The sequence below is a fragment of the Paraburkholderia mimosarum LMG 23256 = NBRC 106338 genome (genome assembly GCF_000739815.1).
GTDB lineage: Bacteria > Pseudomonadota > Gammaproteobacteria > Burkholderiales > Burkholderiaceae > Paraburkholderia > Paraburkholderia mimosarum.
Genome location: NZ_BBJJ01000003.1, coordinates 20,289 through 38,934, shown reverse-complemented (window position 1 = coordinate 38,934; position 18,646 = coordinate 20,289). Strand labels below are relative to the sequence as shown.

18 protein-coding genes and 1 pseudogene are annotated in these 18,646 nt (G+C 66.8%); 7 read left to right on the top strand and 12 right to left on the bottom strand.

Going from position 1 to position 18,646, the window contains the following annotated elements:
• Window positions 1–324: 324 nt before the first annotated feature.
• From BMI01S_RS41845 to BMI01S_RS03735, 6 genes are all read right to left on the bottom strand, one after another.
• Window positions 325–474: a hypothetical protein gene (locus tag BMI01S_RS41845; protein ID WP_167334413.1), complete on the bottom strand. Its 150-nt coding sequence runs from the start codon at window positions 472–474 to the stop codon at window positions 325–327.
• 182 nt (window positions 475–656) lie between these two features.
• Window positions 657–1,244 (bottom strand): nucleotidyltransferase family protein, encoded by a 588-nt coding sequence (locus BMI01S_RS03755; RefSeq protein WP_028209616.1) that lies wholly within the window; start codon window positions 1,242–1,244, stop codon window positions 657–659.
• A gap of 148 nt (window positions 1,245–1,392) precedes the next feature.
• On the bottom strand, window positions 1,393–3,624 hold the full coding sequence (locus tag BMI01S_RS03750) for a xanthine dehydrogenase family protein molybdopterin-binding subunit (RefSeq protein ID WP_028230645.1): 2,232 nt from the start codon (window positions 3,622–3,624) through the stop codon (window positions 1,393–1,395).
• Window positions 3,621–4,631, bottom strand: coding sequence for an FAD binding domain-containing protein (locus tag BMI01S_RS03745; protein WP_028230644.1), 1,011 nt, complete (start codon window positions 4,629–4,631; stop codon window positions 3,621–3,623). The genes BMI01S_RS03750 and BMI01S_RS03745 overlap by 4 nt, the downstream gene beginning before the upstream one ends.
• A gap of 16 nt (window positions 4,632–4,647) precedes the next feature.
• The gene (locus tag BMI01S_RS03740; protein ID WP_028209613.1) at window positions 4,648–5,358 is read right to left on the bottom strand and encodes a (2Fe-2S)-binding protein; all 711 of its coding nucleotides are present in this window, start codon (window positions 5,356–5,358) and stop codon (window positions 4,648–4,650) included.
• A 347-nt stretch (window positions 5,359–5,705) separates the two neighbouring features.
• The gene (locus tag BMI01S_RS03735; protein WP_028209612.1) at window positions 5,706–7,358 is read right to left on the bottom strand and encodes an FAD-dependent oxidoreductase; all 1,653 of its coding nucleotides are present in this window, start codon (window positions 7,356–7,358) and stop codon (window positions 5,706–5,708) included.
• 102 nt (window positions 7,359–7,460) lie between these two features.
• Here BMI01S_RS03735 and BMI01S_RS40635 point away from each other — a divergent pair, with 102 nt between their 5' ends.
• Complete coding sequence (locus BMI01S_RS40635) at window positions 7,461–7,859, top strand: MDR/zinc-dependent alcohol dehydrogenase-like family protein (protein ID WP_154671206.1); 399 nt, start codon at window positions 7,461–7,463, stop codon at window positions 7,857–7,859.
• Between the two features lie 75 nt (window positions 7,860–7,934).
• Here BMI01S_RS40635 and BMI01S_RS03725 read toward each other — a convergent pair whose 3' ends face one another.
• A complete protein-coding gene (locus BMI01S_RS03725) occupies window positions 7,935–9,227 on the bottom strand; it encodes an aspartate carbamoyltransferase (RefSeq protein ID WP_028209610.1) in 1,293 nt (430 codons plus the stop codon).
• Window positions 9,228–9,666: 439 nt separating this feature from the next.
• Here BMI01S_RS03725 and BMI01S_RS03720 point away from each other — a divergent pair, with 439 nt between their 5' ends.
• The 4 genes from BMI01S_RS03720 to dapA all read left to right on the top strand — a co-directional run bounded on the left by BMI01S_RS03720 (window position 9,667) and on the right by dapA (window position 12,657).
• Window positions 9,667–10,650 carry a M23 family metallopeptidase gene (locus BMI01S_RS03720; RefSeq protein ID WP_036044717.1) on the top strand — a complete coding sequence of 328 codons (984 nt, stop codon included), beginning with the start codon at window positions 9,667–9,669 and terminating at the stop codon, window positions 10,648–10,650.
• A complete protein-coding gene (locus BMI01S_RS03715) occupies window positions 10,643–10,999 on the top strand; it encodes a hypothetical protein (protein ID WP_042288342.1) in 357 nt (118 codons plus the stop codon). The genes BMI01S_RS03720 and BMI01S_RS03715 overlap by 8 nt, the downstream gene beginning before the upstream one ends.
• Window positions 11,000–11,051: 52 nt before the next feature.
• On the top strand, window positions 11,052–11,492 hold the full coding sequence (locus BMI01S_RS03710) for a bactofilin family protein (protein WP_028230640.1): 441 nt from the start codon (window positions 11,052–11,054) through the stop codon (window positions 11,490–11,492).
• Between the two features lie 310 nt (window positions 11,493–11,802).
• Window positions 11,803–12,657 carry a 4-hydroxy-tetrahydrodipicolinate synthase gene (gene dapA, locus BMI01S_RS03705; protein ID WP_028230639.1) on the top strand — a complete coding sequence of 285 codons (855 nt, stop codon included), beginning with the start codon at window positions 11,803–11,805 and terminating at the stop codon, window positions 12,655–12,657.
• Between the two features lie 125 nt (window positions 12,658–12,782).
• On the opposite strand, the pseudogene BMI01S_RS03700 reads toward dapA, so the two are convergent.
• The 4 genes and pseudogenes from BMI01S_RS03700 to BMI01S_RS03685 all read right to left on the bottom strand — a co-directional run.
• Window positions 12,783–13,013: pseudogene (locus BMI01S_RS03700) on the bottom strand (DUF2866 domain-containing protein); the annotation flags it as partial.
• Between the two features lie 254 nt (window positions 13,014–13,267).
• On the bottom strand, window positions 13,268–13,462 hold the full coding sequence (locus BMI01S_RS03695; protein WP_028209605.1) for a DUF3562 domain-containing protein: 195 nt from the start codon (window positions 13,460–13,462) through the stop codon (window positions 13,268–13,270).
• A gap of 286 nt (window positions 13,463–13,748) precedes the next feature.
• Complete coding sequence (locus tag BMI01S_RS03690) at window positions 13,749–14,810, bottom strand: alkene reductase (protein WP_028230638.1); 1,062 nt, start codon at window positions 14,808–14,810, stop codon at window positions 13,749–13,751.
• 70 nt (window positions 14,811–14,880) lie between these two features.
• Window positions 14,881–15,204, bottom strand: coding sequence for an ArsR/SmtB family transcription factor (locus BMI01S_RS03685; RefSeq protein WP_028209603.1), 324 nt, complete (start codon window positions 15,202–15,204; stop codon window positions 14,881–14,883).
• A gap of 368 nt (window positions 15,205–15,572) precedes the next feature.
• Between BMI01S_RS03685 and BMI01S_RS03680 the strand changes: the two genes are divergently transcribed.
• On the top strand, window positions 15,573–17,054 hold the full coding sequence (locus BMI01S_RS03680; RefSeq protein WP_051381385.1) for a methyl-accepting chemotaxis protein: 1,482 nt from the start codon (window positions 15,573–15,575) through the stop codon (window positions 17,052–17,054).
• A gap of 169 nt (window positions 17,055–17,223) precedes the next feature.
• The gene (locus BMI01S_RS03675; RefSeq protein WP_028209602.1) at window positions 17,224–17,673 is read left to right on the top strand and encodes a hypothetical protein; all 450 of its coding nucleotides are present in this window, start codon (window positions 17,224–17,226) and stop codon (window positions 17,671–17,673) included.
• Window positions 17,674–17,914: 241 nt separating this feature from the next.
• Here BMI01S_RS03675 and BMI01S_RS03670 read toward each other — a convergent pair whose 3' ends face one another.
• A complete protein-coding gene (locus BMI01S_RS03670; protein ID WP_028230637.1) occupies window positions 17,915–18,610 on the bottom strand; it encodes an NADPH-dependent F420 reductase in 696 nt (231 codons plus the stop codon).
• Window positions 18,611–18,646 lie beyond the last annotated feature (36 nt).

Here is an 18,646-nt window from a genome sequence, read left to right as displayed (position 1 = left end):
AGGGGGAACCCTTGCCTAGGCAGCTTTTCCTCATACAAAACAACAAACTTTGATGTGGAGCAAACATCGGCGAGCGCGCCTACGGACTGCGGCGGATGGACGAGGGGCATCGTCGGAATCGGAAGAGGAAACCCGCGGTGCCGGGACCGAACCAGCGGTGCAGGCGCATCATCGGCACGCTCATGCGAAATCCCGGCGCGCCAGCCGTCTCGGAAATGCATGCGACGCGAACCACAAGAAGAACCGCGGCGCTCCTGCATTGCGCCGGCAAGCGCCGTTTCCCGCGTGGAATGCAACGCCCGGTCATCGAGACCGGGCAGGCGGTCACACCGGGTCTTTGTCGGGCGGCCCCTCGGGCTGCTGGGGTTCGTCGTTGTGATGTCCCGGTGGCGGCGGGGTGAGGGGGTCGCGCTCGGGGTCCCGCGTCGGATCGGCGAGCGGATCGGGAAGCGGATTCGTATGCGAACAGATCATCGCGAGTTCCTCTTGCGCTAAAAGCGTTTCGCCGCGTTGTGCGCGTCACCTTATAGCCTAGGCGATCGATGTCATGCCTGGTGGACAATCGGGGGGGCGGTTTTCAATCGCAATCTTCAGCGCTTTTCAGTCACGCGCGCCTGCAATCGGAACACCGCGCCGCACATGGGCCCCGCAATCGATCAGAGCCCGTTCAGGTCGGCGGGCGTGTCGATGTCGCGCAGAATGCCGGGGTCGTCCACTTCGACGCGAGTGACCGGGTGCGAGCTCAGCAGCGATCGGGCGCCCGCGTCGCCGTCGAGCGCGACGAGCGCCGCGCGGTGCGCGTAGCCGAAACCCACCGGGTGCCCGCGCTGCCCGCGATAAAACGGCGCGACGAGGGGCGCTCCTCCGTCCAGCGAACGCGCCACGGCTTCGATCGATTCGACCGAAATGCACGGCATGTCGGCGAGCGCGACGATCCAGCTCTCCGCTTCATGGTCGGCATCCACACCCGCGGCAAGACTTGCGCCCATGCCGCGCCCGGCGTCTGGCGCGAACACCACGTCGCAACCGGCGTCGTTGAGCACATGCGCGAGCGTCTCCGCACCGGGGCGCACCACCGCGATGACTTTGGGCACGACGCGCAACAGCCGCTGCGCGGATTCGCGGGCGACACAGGTGCCCTCGGGAAGGGGAGCGAGGAGCTTGTTGCGCAGACCGTGGGGATCGAAGCGCGAACCGGTGCCGGCGGCGAGCAGCACGCCGGTGGCGAGCGAAGCATAGGCCATGGGTGTGGAACGCCGCGAAGAGGGTGATCAGTGATTGTGCGGCGCGCGCGCGCGTGAGGCAAGTGGCGCGCGCGCATACTTCGGCATTCGCCGACACCTCATGCACCGCGCGAGTGCAGGTCCTGCACTGCAGCCGCCTCAGTGCAGATCATGCAAGCGAATTCATCTGCGGAACGACCTTGTCGAGCGTGATCGGCAAGTCGCGCACGCGCACGCCGGTGGCGTGAAACACGGCGTTCGCGATGGCCGCCGGCACGCCGGTGATGCCGATCTCACCAATGCCGCGAACGCCGACCGGGTTGAAGCGCAGGTCCGGCTCGCCGACGAACAGCACGTCGAGTTCGCCGATGTCCGCGTTCACGGGCACGTGATACTCCGCGAGGTTGTTGTTGGCGATGCGGCCCATGCGCGTGTCGAAGAGGCCCTCCTCGTGTAGCGCCGTGCCCACGCCCCACACCATGCCGCCCATCAGCTGGCTGCGCGCCGTCTTTTCGTTGAGCACGCGCCCCACGTCGTAGGCGCCGACGATGCGCGCCACCCGTATGGTTCCGATATCCGCATCGACATGCACTTCGGCGAACACGGCGCCGAATGAGTGAAACGCGTACTGCTGCTTTTCCGCGCCCGGCTTCGCGGCCACCTGCGCCTCGATCGGCTGGCCGCCCGCGCGCGCGATGACGGCGGCGGCCGGGTCGCGGCGCGCACTGTCGCTGCGGCTCACGACCCAGCCGTCCTGCACGGTCACGTCATCGGCGGCGAGACCGTAGACGGGCGATGCGCGATCGGCGCGCGCAAGCGCCATGAGCTTGTCGCGCGCCGCCGTGGCAGCGGCCTGCACCGCCGGCGAGACGCTCGCGGCCGATTGCGAGCCGCCGGAGACGGGCGCTTGCGGCAGCGTCGAATCGCCCAGCGCAAAGCGAATGCGGTTGGGCGGGAAGCCGAGCGCGTCGGCGGCGACCTGGGTCATCACCGTGTACGTGCCCGTGCCGATATCCTGGGTGCCCGATGCGACCATCGCCGTGCCGTCGGGCAGGATGCGCGCCACGGCGGCCGCCTCGCTGCGGTTCGCGGGATAGGTCGCGCTCGCCATGCCAAGGCCGATGAGCGTGTTGCCGTTGCGCATGGCGCGCGGCGTCGCGATGCGGCGCGACCAGTCGAAGCGTTGCGCGCCCGTTTCGTAGCATTGACGCAGCGCCTTCGACGACCACGGCTTGCCATCCTGGGGCTCGCTTTCGGCGTAGTTCTTCAGGCGCAGCGCGACCGGGTCCATCTTCAGTTGCCAGGCGAGTTCGTCCATCGCCGATTCGAGGGCGAACGAGCCCGTCGTTTCACCCGGCGCGCGCATGAAGGTCGGAGTGCCGACATTCAGTGGTACGACACGATGGCTCGTGCTGCAATTGGGCACCGCGTACATCATGCGCGTGACGAGGCCGCACATCTCCAGCCAGTCTTCGAACGAGGAGGTGTGGGCGAGCGTGTCGTGGCGCAGTCCGGTGAGCGTGCCGTCCGGGCGTGCGGCAAGCGAGAGATGCTGTTCCGTGTGCGGGCGCGAGCCGACCGGACCGAACATCTGGGGACGCGCGAGCGCCAGCCGCACGGGGCGCCCCGTCTGCTTCGCAGCCATCGCGCACAGGCTCACGTGCGACCACGACGAACCCTTGCAGCCGAAGCCGCCGCCGAGGAACGGCGAGATCACGCGCACGTTGTCGGGCGCGATGCCGAACACGGCCGCTACGGCGGTGCGGGCGCCGCTCACGCCCTGGGTGGCGTCGTAAAGCGTGAGGTCGGGGCCATCCCAGTGCGCCATCGTCGCGTGCGGCTCCATGGGATTGTGGAATTGCGTGGGCGTGGTGTAGACCGCCTCGACGCGCACCGCGCCTTCCTGCAAGCCCGCTTCGACGTTGCCGCGCGTCGATTCGACGGGCCGCCCCATCGGGCTCGGCGGCGCATGGGCCTCGCCTTTCGCGCTGTCGAAGTCGAGCGTGGCCTGCGTGGGAGCGTAGGTGATGCTCACGTGATGCGCGGCGTCGGTGGCGTGCTCCAGCGTGTCGGCCACCACGACCGCAACCGGTTCGTTGCTGTAGCGCACGACGTTGTCCTGCAGCAGCGTGAGGTGTCGTCCTGCCGGCGGTTTGAGCGGTGTGCGTCCGCCGTTGGGCAGGCGCATCGCGTTCCGGTACGTCATGACGAGCAGCACGCCCGGCATGGACTGCGCGCGGCTCGTGTCGATCGACGCGATGGTGCCGCTCGCGATCGTGCTCGTCACCAGCACGCCATGCGCTAGCCGCGTTTCGGGGAAATCGCTCGCATAGAGGGCACCGCCCGTCACCTTGAGCACGCCGTCTATACGGTCCATGGGTTGTCCGGTCAGCATGCTCATGCGAAGTCTCCATCGCGGTTGCCTTGCCCGGCAGCGAGCATCGTCGAGCGGATGATCGCGCGCTGGGCGAGCCCGACCTTGAAGGCGTTGCCGCTGAGCGGCTTTGCCTGCGCGAGTTCCGCCGCGGCCGCCTCGCGCAGCGTCGAAGCGCTGAGCGTGCGGCCCGCGAGATGCTGCTCCGCCACGTTTGCGCGCCAGGGCCGATGCGCCACGCCGCCGAGCGCGATGCGCGCCGTGCGGACGCGGTGCCCGTCGAGCTGGAGCGCGCTGGCCACCGAGACCAGCGCGAAGGCGTAGCTCGCGCGGTCGCGGACCTTGAGGTAGTGCGCATGCTCGCTGAACAAGGGCGGCGGCAAATCGACAGACGTGATCAGTTCACCTGATTGAAGCGTCGTGTCGAGATCGGGCCGGTCGCCGGGCAGGCGATGGAATGCGCCGAACGCGATGGTCCGCGCGCCGCGCGGGCCGCGCACCTGCACGGTGGCGTCGAGTGCCGCGAGCGCGACGCTCATGTCGGACGGATTGACGGCCACGCATTGCGCGCTCGCGCCGAGGATCGCGTGCATGCGGTTGAAGCCGCCGACTGCCGCGCAGCCGCTGCCTGGCGCGCGCTTGTTGCATTGAGCGAAAGCGGTGTCGTAGAAATACGCGCAGCGCGTGCGCTGCATGAGATTGCCGCCCACGGTCGCCATGTTGCGCAGTTGCGGCGAGGCGCCCGCGAGCAGGGCCTGCGAGAGCAGCGGATAACGCGTGCGCACGAGCGTGTGATTGGCTGCGTCGCTGTTGCGCACGAGCGCGCCGATGCGCAGGCCGCCATCAGGCAGCGTATCGATGCGATCGAGCGCCTCGATGCGCGTGATGTCGATGAGCGTCACCGGATGCTCGATGCCGCCCTTCATGAGATCGAGCAGATTCGTGCCGCCGCCAATGAAAGCCGCACCGGGACGCTGTGCGGCAGAGATCGCGCCATCGACGTCGGCGGCGCGCTGGTAAGAGATGGCATCCATGGCCGTGCCTCCGCTCTCACGCGCTGGCGGCGTGCGCGTCGCGCACTGCGGCCACGATGTTGACATAGGCGCCGCATCGGCAGAGGTTGCCGCTCATGCGCTCGCGTATTTCCGCATCGCTCAGTTGCGCGGGGCGCGTGCGAACGTCGGGCGTTGCGGCGCTGGCTGCGCCAGTCCTGAATTCGCTCAGGCACGCCGTTGCCGAACACAGCTGACCTGGCGTGCAGAAGCCGCACTGGAAGGCGTCGCGTTCGATAAAGGCGCGCTGCACGGGACTCAGCGCGGCCGCGCCGGCGAGGCCTTCGACCGTGGTGATGCGCTCGCCCTCATGCATCACTGCGAGCGTGAGGCAACTGTTGATGCGCCGGCCTTCCACCAGCACCGTACATGCGCCGCACTGCCCGCGGTCGCATCCTTTCTTCGTGCCGGTGAGGCCTGCATAGTCGCGCAGCGCATCGAGCAGCGTGACGCGCGGCTCGATATGCAGCACATATTCGCGGCCGTTGATGTCGAGCCTGACCGGTTGTGCAGGCGCGGGCGCTGGCGCTGGCGTTTGGGCGCCCGGCGCATTCTGCGCACGCAGATGAGGCGCTGCGCCCAGTGCGGCAGCGGCAGCGGCCGATTGCAGAAAACGGCGGCGCGCGACGTCGGCGGGCGCGCGCGAGTTGGGAGTTTGAGAGGCGTCGTCGCAGTCGCACGGCGCATCGAGGGGACGTTCGTTGGACATGGCGGTCTGCGGACTCCAGGATGAATAACGTGAACCGGGACTTCTAGCGCTAGCTGCGCATGAATGCGCAGGGCTTCTTCTTCACAGCGTCGCGCCTCTTTTGCGCAGCAATTCCGGTGCCGCGGTTGATCGGCCGGGCACGCCAGGAACTGAAAATTGCACTTCCAGAGCGCGAAAGTAAAGCGCTAACGTGTGAATTTTTCAGTGCAGAGGGTTGACTGTCGTAGCGCTGTCGCGTGGCTGACGCGAGCGTGGCACGCAGCTGTCGCTGCGGACAGATTTGCAATACTGAAGGCCGAAAAAAGCGCTTTGAAAGATGGCGCACGCGATCCTGTTTTGCGAAAAGGCTACGCGCGCTCTTCCTGAAGATATCGATGCACGAAGGCGATGGCCATGCTGCCTTCGCCAACGGCCGAGGCCACGCGTTTCACCGGGCTCAGCCGCACGTCGCCGCAGGCGAAGATGCCGGGCACGCTCGTTTCGAGCAGATAAGGGTCGCGCCGGTGCGCCCAGCGCCCGGCCTTTACGTTATCGTCGCCGGTCAGCACGTAGCCGCGCTTGTCGCAGGCGATCTCCGGCGGCAGCCAGCCCGTTTCCGCGTCCGCGCCGATGAAGACGAACAGGCCGCCGCACTCGCGGCGGCTTACGCTCTCGCTCGCCGTGTCGCGAACGTCGACGGCGGTGAGGTGCGTATCGCCATGCACCCCGACCACTTCGGCGTTCAGTTCGACGCGCACATTCGTCTTTCCCGCGAGCTGTTCGACCAGGTAGCGCGACATCTTGTTCTCGAGCGAGTCGCCGCGTACGAGGAGCGTAACGGCGCGTGCATGACTCGCGAAGTACAGTGCGGCTTGCCCCGATGAATTGCCGCCGCCGATCAGATACACGTCGAGTCCATGCGTGCCGCTTGCCTCGCTGCGTGCCGCGCCGTAGTAGATGCCCTTGCCGATGAAGCGGTCGAAGCCTTCGATCGCGAGGCGCCGCCACGTCACGCCCGTTGCGAGAATGAGCGTGCGCGCGCGCACCACGTCGCCGCCGTCGAGGTGGACTTCGCGCGCAGCGGCATCCACGCGATCGACGGCCCGCGTGACGAGGATCTCGGCGCCAAGCCGTCTGGCCTGTTGCAACGCGCGGCTCGCCAGCTCGTCGCCGGATATGCCGCCTGGAAAGCCCAGATAGTTCTCGATGCGCGAGGAGGTGCCCGCCTGACCGCCTGGCGCTTCGCGCTCGACCACGATGGTATGGAGTCCTTCGGATGCGCCATAGACGGCAGCGGCGAGCCCTGCGGGCCCGCCGCCGATGATCAGCGTGTCGTATTCCATCAGACGCGGTTTGGTCTGCAGCCCGAGACGCTCGGCAAGCTCGCGCGTGGCAGGGCGGCTCAGCACCGTGCCATCGGCGAGGCGCAAAGCAGGGCAGTCCCGTTCCTCGGGGCAGGGGCCGCTCCAGCGGGAGTTGAGATCGGGTGCGTCGGGCGTCATCCACTCGCAGCTGATCTGGTTGCGCGCGAGGAACTGGCGCAGGTTTGCGCAAGCCGGGTCCCAGCGCGCGCCCACGAGGGTGACGCGCGTTTTCGGCGGTTCCGCGGAAAGGCCTTGCAAGCCGCCTATGCGTTCGCGCGCGAGCGCGCCCATGCGGGTGGCGACTTCGGAGGAGGCGGCGGCGAGCGCGTAATAGTGCTGCGCATCCACGCGCATGACGCGCGAGGGAACGGCAGCACGATAGGCGCCGGGAAACGGCGAGCTCAGCGCGAGCGGCACTTCGCCGAAGATCGTACCGGGCGTGCGCCAGCCAAGCGTGCGCTCGACGCCGTCGAACAGCTTGACGACCTCCATCTTGCCGGACAGCACGGCGTAGAGCGCGCGCTCGCCGCCTTCATGGACGGCGTATTCGCCGGGGCACAGGTGCAAGTCTGCAGAGGAATTTGCGAGGCGCTCGAGTTCGGCTTCGGGGAGCGAGGAGAAAAGCGGGACCGCGCGGATTTCGTCTAAGGTCAGCATGGCTTCGCAAGGTAGCGTGCAAGCAGCAAACGACGAGGGAAGGGCGACGCTCATGCAGTATAGGCGGCGCGCATGCGAACCGTTCGCCGATTCAATCGGCTGATGAATGGCGCCCAAAATGGCGCGCGACGTCGAGGCGATCCGAGCCGCCGCGAACGGCGGCGCCGACCTCGCTTTCGACATGGTCACGCCACCGATCCGAACGCTACGCTCGCCGCGCTGCGCAGCCTGTGCCGCAACGGCCGCGTGGTGCTCATGGGCAGTATGGAGGTGGACTTGCCCATCACGTATCGGGAGATGCTGATCAACAATTGGGAGCTGATGGGGCACTTCATGTACAGCGGCGCGGACTTTCGGGCGCTGATCGCGCTCGTGCGGTCGGGGCAGGTGCCGCTCGATGCCATTGAGCTGGAGCACCATCCGCTCGAAGCGCTGGAAACCGCGATCGATGCCGCCGAAAAAGCGGAAGGGCTGACGTGCGTGACGGTCTGCACGTCGTAACGGGCGGTACTCGCTAAAACAAACGGCCCGCAGCGTGACGCGTGCGGGCCGATTGCGTTGTGAGCGCAACGAGGCTCAGTCGATGCCGTGAAACACGGCGTCGTCCGGGCCGAGGTACGCAGGCGGACGCCATACGGCGTCGCGCATCGAGTGCTGCACGAGATTCTCCACGCCCAGCAGCACCGCGAATATCGCCATGCGAACCGGAATGCCGTTGTCGGTCTGGCGGAAGATCGCGAGGCGCGGATCATGGTTCAGATCGGTCGAGAGATCGTTCGCGCCCGGGCGGCTGTCGCGCGGCAGCGGGTGCATGACGAGCGTCTCGGCGCTGCAGCACTCGTCCATCAGCGCCTGGTTGATCTGGAACTCGGGCGTGTAGCCTTCGAACGACTCGTCGGCGAAACGCTCCTTCTGGATGCGCGTGGCGTACACCACGTCTGCGCCGCGCAGGCCCGCGCGCAGGTCGTGCGTTTGCTCGACCACGTGGCCGTTGGTGGAGATCTTGTCGACGATGTACGCCGGCATTTCCAGCTGCGGCGGCGAAATCAGCGTGAACTTGATGCCGCGATAGAGCGCGAGCAGCTTCACGAGCGAGTGCACCGTGCGGCCGTACTTGAGGTCGCCCACGAGCGCGATATGCGCGCCGTCGACGATCTTGCCCAGACGCGAGAACTCGCGCTGGATCGTGTAGAGGTCGAGCAGCGCCTGGCTCGGGTGCTCGCCGGGACCGTCGCCGCCGTTGATCACGGGAATGTTCACGGCGCGCGCGAATTCGGCCACCGAGCCTTGATCAGGATGCCGAATCACCATGGCATCCACGTAGCCGGCCATCACGCGGCTCGTGTCGTAGATCGATTCGCCCTTCGCCATCGAGGAGAACGTGAAGCCCGTCGTGTCGCACACCGAACCGCCCAGCCGGCAGAACGCGGCGCCGAAGCTCACGCGCGTACGCGTGCTGGCTTCGAAGAACAGGTTGCCGAGCACCGCGCCTTCGAGCACGCGCGAGATTTTCCGGCGGCGCGCGATGGGCTGCATGATGTCCGCCACGCGGAACAGCTTCTCGACGGCGTCGCGCGAGAACTGATCGACGGAAAGCAGCTGCGGTTTGCCTTCGAACTGCATCTGGCTCGCGAGCGACTGTGAATCTACGCTTTGCGTATAGCCTTCGCGCGGCTCGGCGCTGCCGACGATTTCCGAGACGAAGCGCTCGACGATTTCCGGCATGGCGCGCGATTCCTGCGACTCTTCGGGCAGCAGCCACGTATCGAGCGCGCGGCGCGAGACGCCGATGCGGCTCGCGAACGCATCGCGGGTCATGTTCAGACGCCGCATGGCGTCACGGAGGAAGGCTTGTTGCGGAACGCTCATGCTGGCACCCGTGATGGCTGGTTGATGTACGCGGTGCGTATATTAGTTCGGCGGCGCGAGAAGTCAAGTTCTTTTGCCAAAAAGCGGCCCTGCCGTGGGAGTGCCCAGGCGCCGCTTCACGCGCTGCGGCAGCGGTGCGTCAATACCACGCAGTCAGCGAAGGACGCGAGCGGTGCGAGTCGTTTTCGCCTGTGCGGGCATGGGTTTATCGCCCGCAAGACCGCGCCGCGGGGCTCGTTCGCCCGGTCCTTTCCAGGCGGCGCGCGCGACGCGCAATTTAAATTGGGATGGGGTTTTTTGCGACGCGACGATAATCGACGCTTTGATTTTTCCAGGCCGGCGTATGCCGGCTATGTCAGCCGAAGATGTCCGCATTAGCTCCGCCACTTCGCTTCCGGAGCGCGCCTATGCAGCGCGTGCGCGCCCCAGGAGGCTGCTCATGAAATTCCCCTGGTCCAGTGCCGCCGACGATCTGACGAAGCGCGATGTCCGCTTTGTCACGCACCACGCGGCTCGGCGCGCCGCGATCGCGTCGGCGTGCGCTTCCGCCGTGCTGGCGCTCGCCGGCGGCGTCGCGATCGGCCATTTCACGCGACCGCCAGTCATGTCGGGCGTCGCCGGGGCGAGCCTGCCCGGGGCAAGCCAGCACCACTACGTCGTCGGCGAAATCGGGCGGATGGACGCGTCGATTGCCTTGCTCGATCCGCGCATCGGGCGCCTGTCAGCGGAGCTTGCGCAATTGCGGCAGTTCGATCAGCGACTGCGCGCGCGGCCCGTGCGAGGCGCCACGCCTTCTGCCGTGCCAGGCCGCTCGGGCGATCAGGGTGACGCAGGCGAGACGGGCAACGACGCGGACGGCGAGGGCGGCCCCGCGCTCGCGCCGCGCCGCTGCGCGGAAGGCTCGGCTGCGCGGGCGAATGCGAAGCGCGTCAACGGTGAACTGGACTGCATGGCCGCGACGCTTTCCGCTCTCGAGCAGGCCACGGCCGCGCACACGGCCGCGTGGGCCGCGTTTCCCGGCCGCCGCCCCGTGGACGGTGGTCGCGACGGCTCACCGTTCGGCAATCGCATCGACCCGTTCACGCACCGGCTGAGCTTTCATCCGGGCATGGATCTGGTCGCGCCGACCGGCACACCCATTCTTGCCGCCGCGGGCGGCCGCGTGATGTTCGCGGGCCCGAAGGCGGGCTACGGCAACGCAGTGGAGATCGACCACGGCAACGGCTTCGTCACGCGTTATGGCCACGCGTCGAAGATCGACGTGCGGGTGGGCCAGATCGTGCTGCCGCAGGCGCACATCGCGGACGTGGGCTCGACCGGCCGCTCGACCGGCCCGCACCTGCATTTCGAAGTGCTCGTGAACGGACAGCCCGTCGATCCGGCCGACTACCTCGCGCTCTTCGCGGCGCCGCTCAATGGCTGACGCGCGACGCACCGCACGCGTGCACACGCACGCGGATCGCGCTTACGAATTGCAACCGGTCCGCTCGCGCGCGTGGCGCCTGGGCGGCGCGCTGCTGTGGGCCGCGCTCGCGGCGGCGGCCGGCGCGGGCGTCGCGGCGTGGCTGCTCAGACCGCAAGGCGAGGTGCGCTGCCCCGTGGTCTCCCCCGATGCGTTGAGCCGCGAACTGAGTGAAACGCAACTGCGGCTCGAGCAGGAGCGCGCCGCGCGCGCCGTGCTCCAGTCCACGGCGGATGGCGCGCAGGCCACGATCGCGAAGCTGCAGGCCGAGCTGCTGTTCCTGCGCAGCCACGGCGCCGGTTCGCGCTGACACTCCGCACGCGCCATCTCTCTTCGTCATCCACCCCTCACGGGAGCTTTTCATGTTCCGCAGCAAGAAGAAGCCGCAGCCCGGCATCGAACAAACCAAGCTGGCGACGCTGATCGCCCAGGACATCACGCTCACGGGCGACCTCGAATATGCCGACGGGCTGCGTCTCGACGGCCGGGTGCGCGGCAAGGTCGCGAGCAAGGCCGGCGCGAAGACGCTGCTCGTGTTGAGCGAGCGCGGCGCGATCGAGGGCAACGTGCACGGTTACGACATCGTGGTGAACGGGCGTATCCAGGGCGACGTGATCGCCGATCACTTCGTCGAACTGCAGTCCAACGCGCATGTGGTCGGCAACATCTACTACCAGCAACTGCAGATGGACTGCGGGGCTTCGGTTGACGGCAAGCTCACGAAGCGGGATCCCGGCGCCCAGGGCGAAGCGCCGGGCCTGCTGCTCGACGCGCCGGAATTCGAGGTGCTGCCGCGCGAATAAGCGCGCGCTTGCGCACGCCGATGACCAAACCCGGTTACACTGCGCGACATGCCACATCACCCGCTCCCTCACGATCTGCCGACTGTCACCGCCGCGTTGCACGCGGTGTCGCCGCTCGCGCAGGCTTCGTCGGTGTGGGTGAAAGCCAAAGCCAAAAAACAGCCGCTCATCTGACCGGAGTCTGCTGTTCCGTCAGATGTTGCGATGGAACAGCCAGTCGAAGGCGCCTTGCCTCCCGCGTAACCCCGGCTTGCTTCCCTCCCGCGCACCGCTGATGGACCTTCCATACGGTCGAGTTCAAGGGAAAGTCATGACTGAGTTTTCGGGTATCTGGATTCCGCTCATCACGCCGTTCAACGCGGGCGCCGTCGATCACGCCGCGCTCGACGCGCTCGTGCGCCATTACGTGGAGGCCGGCGTGGCCGGTTTCGTCGCGCTCGGCACGACCGGCGAGCCCGCCGCGCTGAGCGAAGAAGAGGCGGACGACGTTCTCGCCACCGTGCTCGCCGCGGCCGGCGGCCTGCCGGTCGTGGCGGGCGTGAGCGGCAATCACACGGCGGCCGTCTGCGAGCGCATCGCGGCGCTCAACGAGTTGCCTATCGCGGGCGTGCTGGCGTCGGCGCCTTATTACGTTCGTCCTTCGCAGGCCGGGGTGATCGGCCATTTTTCGGCACTCGCCAACGCGAGCCGCAAGCCGCTGATCGTCTATGACATTCCCGCGCGCACGGGCGTGGGCATCGAGCTGACGAGCCTGCTCGAACTCGCCGCGCACGAACGCATCGTCGCGGTGAAGGACTGCGGCGGTTCGCTCGACAAGACGCTCGCCCTGATCCTCGACGGCCGCTTGCAGGTGCTATGCGGCGAGGACATCGAGATGTTCGGCGCGATGTGCGCGGGCGCGAGCGGCGCGATTGCAGCGTCGGCGCATTGGCGTCCCGAGCGTTTCGTGGAAATGGCGCGCGCGTTGCAGGAAGGGCGTCTCGCCGATGGGCGCGCGATCTGGCACACGTTGGTGCCGCTCGTGCGCGCGGCATTCGCGGAGCCGAATCCGGGGCCGGTGAAGGCGGGGCTGGCGGCGCGCGGGCTGATCCGCAATGAACTGCGCGCACCGATGACGTGCGCGAGCCGTGAATTTGAGGAGTCGCTGGCGCGGCTCGCGGTCTGACGCCGCGACGGCGCCCGAAAGCGGCGCTTCTAGCGCGCCGCGCGGGCGTTCGCCGCGCTGGACGCGCGGCGGCGGCGCGTGCGCGGGGCTTCGTCGGCGACGGGTTCGCCGTTGAGCAGGATGCGGCGCCCGGGCACGTGCTGCGCGACGAGGCGCGCGATTTCGAGCGCCGTGCTCTCGGCGGGCACGACCTGGCGGCGGGCGCCGTCGTCGAGCGGCGTCGTCCATTCGACGAGCCGGTAGGCGCGGCCCCACGGATGCTGGAGCGGCGTGGAGACACGGCATGACGCGACCGTCGAAGCGGCGCCCTCGCGCAGCAGGGACTGCAGGTGCACCAGCACGTCGTCTTCAACCATGACTTCCTCCTCCTAGATTTGCCGCGCAAAAAAACGCCGCCGATGATCCGGCGGCTCAACAGGGGTTGAACCTATGGTTGCAGCAAAGAATTAAACCAACCTTAAGAGATGACGATGCGCGCGCCGCTGCGTGTGAAGAGGACGCCGCGGGGACGCCGCGCGAACCCGATCGAGGTGCGCAGCGGGAGGGAGCGTGGCAGGAGACAGCCGGCCGGACGCGGCAGGCGAAAAAGCAGGCGCGACAGTGTGTGCGGCTAGTGCTTCGTGCTGTTTTGCCGCAGCGTCGCGCGCACTTTGCGCTCGGCGAAGAGCGTGAGGTAGTCGTGGATGCGCGCTTCGGCGCGATATTCATCGAGGGTGTCGGCGTAAATGCGCGCCACGGTTTCCTCGGGTGTATTCGTTTCTTCGGCGATGGTGTGCACGATTTTGGCGATGTCGGCTTTCGGCATGACTTGGCTCCGGTCAGCGAAAAAGGGGTGGGAGGCCGGGTATTGAATTCAAGGATATGCGCGCACGGGATGCCAATTGAATCCGGCTATCGTACGGCTCCCAAGGGAGGGAGCGGGCACGCGATCTGTCTGAGGTTAATCGTCCATACCCGTGCAACCCCCGGGCCTTCAGGCCTTTCCAGCGCAGAACGGCCACGGTACAGGCATTCTGCCTCGCCGTGGCCGCCGGTGACGTGCGTCTACAGGCCGCAGTCTTTCTACGATTGCCTGGCCTGTATGCGGGGTGTTATGCCGCGGTTTCGAGCGACGGATAGTCCGTATAGCCTGTTTCGCCGCGCGCGTAATACGTCGACGGATTCGGCGCATTGAGCGGCGCGTTCAGTTCGAAGCGGCGCGGCAGATCGGGGTTCGCGATGAACAACTGGCCCCATGCGACGGCGTCGGCTTCGCCGTCCGCGAGCACGGCCTGCGCCGATTCGAGCGAGAACTTCTCGTTCGCAATGAACGGACCGCCGAATTGCGCCTTCAACTGCGGCCCGAGGCGCTTATCGCCCAGCGCTTCGCGCGCGAAGAGAAACGCGATCTTGCGCTTGCCCAGTTCGCGCGCGACGTAGCCGAACGTCGCTGCCGGGTCCGAGTCGCCCATCGTGTGAGCGTCGCCGCGCGGCGCGATATGCACGCCCACGCGGTCCGCGCCCCACACATCGATGCACGCGTCGGTGATTTCGAGCAGCAGGCGCGCGCGGTTCTCGAGCGAGCCGCCATAGGCGTCGGTGCGCTGGTTGGTGCTGTCTTGCAGGAACTGGTCGATCAGGTAGCCGTTCGCGCCGTGGATTTCCACGCCGTCGAAGCCTGCTGCCTTCGCGTTGACGGCGCCCTGGCGGAATGCGGCGATCACGCCAGCGATTTCATCCGTTTCGAGCGCACGCGGCGTGACGTAGGCGCGCTGCGGGCGCACGAGGCTCACATGGCCTTGCGGCGCGATCGCGCTGGGCGCGACGGGCAGTTCGCCGTTCAGGAACACCGGGTCGGACACCCGGCCCACATGCCACAGTTGCAGAAAGATGCGGCCGCCCGCGGCGTGCACGGCATCCGTCACGATCTTCCAGCCTTCCACCTGCTCCTGCGACCAGATGCCCGGCGTTTCGGCATAGCCGACGCCTTGCGGCGTCACCGAAGTCGCCTCGCTGATGATGAGGCCCGCTGTCGCGCGTTCTGCGTAGTACTTCGCCATGAGCGCGTTGGGCACGCGCACTTCGCCGGCGCGCTGACGCGTGAGCGGAGCCATGATGATGCGGTTCGGCAGGGTGAGGGCGCCGATCTGGATGGGGTCGAAAAGCGTTGCCATAGTTTTACCTTGTCGGCGGGCACGGCCCGCGGGCTGAAACGGTTAGGGGAACGAAACAGCCGAAATGGGCTCACAACTGCGCGTTCATGTGGGCGATGAACGCCTCGATGACCGGCTCGTTGCGCTTGAAGAACACCCACTGCCCCACACGCCTGGACGTGATGAGCCCGGCCTTCTGCAGAACGGCCAGATGCGCGGAAACCGTGGATTGCGAAAGCTCGCAATGCGCGTCGATCTTTCCGGCGCACACGCCATGCTCGTACGAAATCTCCTGGTCGCCGAAGTGCGCTTGCGGCTCTCGCAGGCGGGCGAGGATCTCCCGGCGCACGGGGTTGGCGAGCGCCTTGCAGATCGCATCGACGTCCAGGGGCGGAGTGGTTGAGGGCTTCTTCATTTTCAGCTGAATCGTAACTGTCCGAAGTATATATCGGAATTATACGATATGGACGATGGCACTCATTTCAAGAGGGTTGTTCCTCTTTTGAAAGGCAAGGCAACGTCGAAGGCTCGAAGGCCGGGCGAAAGGCATCCCGCACAGCCTTGCGGCGGCCCCGGATCGCACCGGGAAAGGGGATTGCGCCATTAGCGACGACGCGGCGCATCCACGACTCGATAATATGGTTGATAAGTCAAGTAGAAAGTAGAGATGGATTTCCCTTATTAAGACGAATGAATGTGCGTCGATAACTGAGAAGGTTCGCAACAGCCCAAGTTATGCCTCGGCGTTATAAGTTGCATTGTCAATCAGGAGATAGAATTTTCATGACAAGCAGTCTCGCACAAGCCCCGTTTGGCGGGGCGAACGCCTCAGCCAGTGCCGCGCGCCGCGGAGCCGTCATTGACAGCCCGCTGACGAACGCACGCAAACGAGCCGATCGGGCTTGCGCGCTGGTCAACTGGATCCTTCTGGCGGCTTCGTTCGGCATTGGCTGGCACGTCGATGCGCTCATGCCAGTGTTCGTGGTCGGGCTGCCGCTCGCACTCGTCTCCACGACGCTCGCGCTCGCCGTGCCGGGCCTCGCGCTCACCAGGATGGCGTCCGCGCTCACCTTCATGGGCGGCGCGGCGCTTTTGATCGACATCGGAGGCGGCCAGGACGAGTTTCACTTCGTGGTGTTCATCCTGCTCTCATTGCTGCTCGCCTATCGCGACGTACGGGTCGTGCTGGTGGCCAGCGGCTTCATCTCCGTTCAACAATTCGCGTTCAACTATTTCCAGGCGTGGGGCTGGCCGGTCAAGGTCTTTTCGCAGACCGGCTTCGACATCGTCGTCCAGCACTGGGCGTTTCTCTGGCTCCAGACGTTTTTTATTGCGGCAATTTCCGCTCGTCAGGAGCGCGACGCCAACATCGCGGGCGAACTCGCCGCCATGTCGGAGGGAATCGGGCAGGAGTCCGGCTACATCACGCTCGGCGAACAATCGAGCCGGCCCGTCAGTGACGTCGCCGGCGCGTTCCATGCCACGCTGGCGGCCGTGCGCAAGACGCTGCTGCAGGTGCGTGACAGCGTAGTCGAAGTTTCGGAGTCCGTAGCGGGAACCAGCGCGCGCAATGTGGTTCTCTCGGATCGCACCGAGCAGCAGCGCCGTTCGCTCGAAGGCATGGTCGCGGCGATGGAGCAGCTCAAGCAGAGCGTGCACGAAAACGCTGATCACGCCTCGGCCGCCAGCGCGCTGGCCGGCTCGGCGAGCGAGGTCGCCACGCAGGGGCGCAGCGCGATCAAGGCCGTGATCGACACGATGGGCGACATCTACCGCTCCTGCGAGCGCATCACCGACATCATCGGCGTGATCGACGGCATCGCTTTCCAGACCAACATTCTCGCGCTCAACGCTTCGGTCGAGGCCGCGCGCGCGGGCGATCAGGGGCGGGGATTTGCGGTGGTGGCTTCGGAAGTGCGCACGCTGGCCCAGCGCAGCGCCGCCGCGGCGAAGGAAATCCGGGTGCTGATCGGCGAATCGGTCGAGCGCGCGCGCTCGGGCAATGGTCTCGTAGAAAGCGCCGGCAACACGGTGGGCGAGGTGCTGGAGAGCGTCACGCGCCTGTCATCCATCGTGCACGAGATGGCGACGGCCACGAGCGCGCAGCGCGCTGGCATCGACCAGATGGGCGACAACATAGCCGGCATCGACGCGGCAATACGCGAAAACGCCGCTCATGTCGCCGATACCGTCGAGCAGGTCGCGCAGCAGCATCGCCAAACGGAACTGCTCGCCAGTGCGGTGAAGGTGTTCAGGCTCGATTGAGCGGCTCGGCGTCGCGACCCTGTAAATCGTGCGATTGCCTCGTCCGCCTCTTCGCTGGGCTCGCTGAGCGATTTGTTACACCTCTTACGGCGTTCGGCCTATGGCGTTACAAAGCGCTTTCGCTGGGCCGCTATACTCAGGTCCGTCTCAAAAACGTAAGAGAACAACTATGTCGAAGAAAATCATCCAGATGGTTGCCGTTGCTGCGTTGACCGCTGCGGCCTCGCTGCCGGCGCTGGCCGGCGATATGAACAACGCACTGGGTGGCGCGCTCGGCGGCGTCGCGGGCGCGGCCGTGGGTGGCGCCGTGGGCGGCAGCACCGGCGCGGTGATCGGCGGTGCGGTGGGCGGCGGCGCGGGTGGCGCGGTCACGTCGAATCGCCGCGAGCGCACGGGCGCCATCATCGGCGGTGCGCTCGGCGGCGGCGCGGGCACGGCCGCGGGCAACGCCATGGGCGGCCGCACCGGCGGCCTGATCGGCGCGGCCGTGGGCGGCGGCGCAGGCTCGGCGCTCGGCGGCAACATCTCGCGCTCGAACTCGTACGCCGACGACTATTCGCACGACTATTCGCACGGCTATCACGGCAAGCGTCACCACAAGCACCACGACTACGACTAAAGACGCCTGCCAGGACGGATCGGCCATAGGCTGCTCCGCCTTGCCCGGCATCGTCTTCGCGCCGCCGTGTCCGGCGGCGCTCGCCGTTGCGCTTCGTTCGCCTTCTAAACGCGATGGGTTCCGGTTAGGCGCCGGATCATGGCGAATTTGTTTCGTTATGCCAGGCGATTTTCCAGGTTCCCGCCAGTGACAACGACCTGCACGCGGCTCACACCTCGCGCGCCGTGGTGCTCCCGCTGCGTCAATCCGGCCGCGGCTTGCGGCGCCACGACCCATGTGGCAATTCCTTGTCGCGCTCGGCGGCGGCGAGTGCCGCGCCCAGTTGTGTGTGACTCAACGGAATGCAATAGGCCGGTTTCGCGCGCTCGAAACGCCAGCTCTCGGCGAGCGAGCCTGCGTCGAGCACGTCGAAATCGAGCTGCGCATGCAGCGCGGCCACGAGCGCCTTCGCTGCGTCATCATCTCCTGCGACCGGTAGCGCGCGGCGGCCGGCCTCGATCGGCGGCCGCTCCTCGCGCGGCAGGTCGTACGCCAGGATCGCGTTGAATGCCTTCACCACGCGCGCGCCCTTCAGGTGCTGCGCGACGTATACGCTCGTGGTCATGCTGTGGTCATCGAAGGCTGCAATCGCGCCATCACGCGGCGGATAGTAGTTCATGGTATCGATGACGACTTTGCCCGCGAGCGGGCGTGCCGGTATCTCGCCGAGCGCGAGCAGCGGCAGCGCGGCGATCACGACCTCGCCGAACGCAGCGGCTTCTTCCAGCGTGCCGATCCGGCAGCCCAGCGCCGCTGCCTCTTGCGCGCGCGCTTCTGGGTGACGCGACGAGAGCATCACGTCATGGCCCGCCTGTGCGAGCAACCTGCCCAAGGCGGAGCCGATCTCGCCCGCGCCAAGCATGCCGACACGAAAATGGAGTTCGCGATGTTCGTTCATGGGAATTCCCGTATTTCACAATGGAAACCCGAGCTT

Excerpts from the sequence above, each read along its gene's own strand:
- BMI01S_RS41845 (WP_167334413.1), bottom strand. The coding sequence starts at position 474 with ATGATCTGTTCGCATACGAATCCGCTTCCCGATCCGCTCGCCGATCCG.
- BMI01S_RS03755 (WP_028209616.1), bottom strand. The coding sequence starts at position 1,244 with ATGGCCTATGCTTCGCTCGCCACCGGCGTGCTGCTCGCCGCCGGCACC.
- BMI01S_RS03750 (WP_028230645.1), bottom strand. The coding sequence starts at position 3,624 with ATGAGCATGCTGACCGGACAACCCATGGACCGTATAGACGGCGTGCTC.
- BMI01S_RS03745 (WP_028230644.1), bottom strand. The coding sequence starts at position 4,631 with ATGGATGCCATCTCTTACCAGCGCGCCGCCGACGTCGATGGCGCGATC.
- BMI01S_RS03740 (WP_028209613.1), bottom strand. The coding sequence starts at position 5,358 with ATGTCCAACGAACGTCCCCTCGATGCGCCGTGCGACTGCGACGACGCC.
- BMI01S_RS03735 (WP_028209612.1), bottom strand. The coding sequence starts at position 7,358 with ATGCTGACCTTAGACGAAATCCGCGCGGTCCCGCTTTTCTCCTCGCTC.
- BMI01S_RS40635 (WP_154671206.1), top strand. The coding sequence starts at position 7,461 with ATGAATGGCGCCCAAAATGGCGCGCGACGTCGAGGCGATCCGAGCCGC.
- BMI01S_RS03725 (WP_028209610.1), bottom strand. The coding sequence starts at position 9,227 with ATGAGCGTTCCGCAACAAGCCTTCCTCCGTGACGCCATGCGGCGTCTG.
- BMI01S_RS03720 (WP_036044717.1), top strand. The coding sequence starts at position 9,667 with ATGAAATTCCCCTGGTCCAGTGCCGCCGACGATCTGACGAAGCGCGAT.
- BMI01S_RS03715 (WP_042288342.1), top strand. The coding sequence starts at position 10,643 with ATGGCTGACGCGCGACGCACCGCACGCGTGCACACGCACGCGGATCGC.
- BMI01S_RS03710 (WP_028230640.1), top strand. The coding sequence starts at position 11,052 with ATGTTCCGCAGCAAGAAGAAGCCGCAGCCCGGCATCGAACAAACCAAG.
- dapA (WP_028230639.1), top strand. The coding sequence starts at position 11,803 with ATGACTGAGTTTTCGGGTATCTGGATTCCGCTCATCACGCCGTTCAAC.
- BMI01S_RS03695 (WP_028209605.1), bottom strand. The coding sequence starts at position 13,462 with ATGCCGAAAGCCGACATCGCCAAAATCGTGCACACCATCGCCGAAGAA.
- BMI01S_RS03690 (WP_028230638.1), bottom strand. The coding sequence starts at position 14,810 with ATGGCAACGCTTTTCGACCCCATCCAGATCGGCGCCCTCACCCTGCCG.
- BMI01S_RS03685 (WP_028209603.1), bottom strand. The coding sequence starts at position 15,204 with ATGAAGAAGCCCTCAACCACTCCGCCCCTGGACGTCGATGCGATCTGC.
- BMI01S_RS03680 (WP_051381385.1), top strand. The coding sequence starts at position 15,573 with ATGACAAGCAGTCTCGCACAAGCCCCGTTTGGCGGGGCGAACGCCTCA.
- BMI01S_RS03675 (WP_028209602.1), top strand. The coding sequence starts at position 17,224 with ATGTCGAAGAAAATCATCCAGATGGTTGCCGTTGCTGCGTTGACCGCT.
- BMI01S_RS03670 (WP_028230637.1), bottom strand. The coding sequence starts at position 18,610 with ATGAACGAACATCGCGAACTCCATTTTCGTGTCGGCATGCTTGGCGCG.